The following is a 354-nucleotide window of genomic DNA, read 5'->3' as shown; positions in this document are numbered from 1 at the left end:
TCCTTCGGCTTCGCAATCGGTCCAATTTCCTTGCCGACCCAGTTGCGCAGCTCCGTGGCGATCTTCACCGCCTCGTCGCCGGTCGGGCGCGTGCGCTTGAGCACGACGAAGGCGCAGATCGCCTCGCCGGTCATGTCATCCGGGCGACCGACCACGGCGGCCTCGGCCACCAGCGGGTTCGACACCAGCGCCGATTCGATCTCCATCGTGCCCATGCGGTGGCCCGACACGTTCAGCACGTCGTCGATCCGGCCCATGATCGTGAAGTAGCCAGTTTCCTTGTCGCGGATGGAGCCATCGCCAGCCAGATACAGCGTGCCGCCCAGTTCCTCGGGGAAATAGCTCTTCTTGAAG

1 protein-coding gene is annotated in these 354 nt (G+C 64.4%); it reads right to left on the bottom strand.

What is annotated here, in order from left to right; all coding sequences use genetic code 11:
- On the bottom strand, positions 1-354 hold a 354-nt coding region (locus tag AB4Z35_RS31395), incomplete at both ends, for an AMP-binding enzyme (RefSeq protein ID WP_442101352.1).

The organism is Pseudomonas sp. KB_15 (assembly GCF_052114525.1).
Lineage (GTDB): Bacteria > Pseudomonadota > Gammaproteobacteria > Pseudomonadales > Pseudomonadaceae > Aquipseudomonas.
Note: the sequence above shows the minus strand (reverse complement) of the source record. Positions and strands in the feature narration are given on the sequence as shown.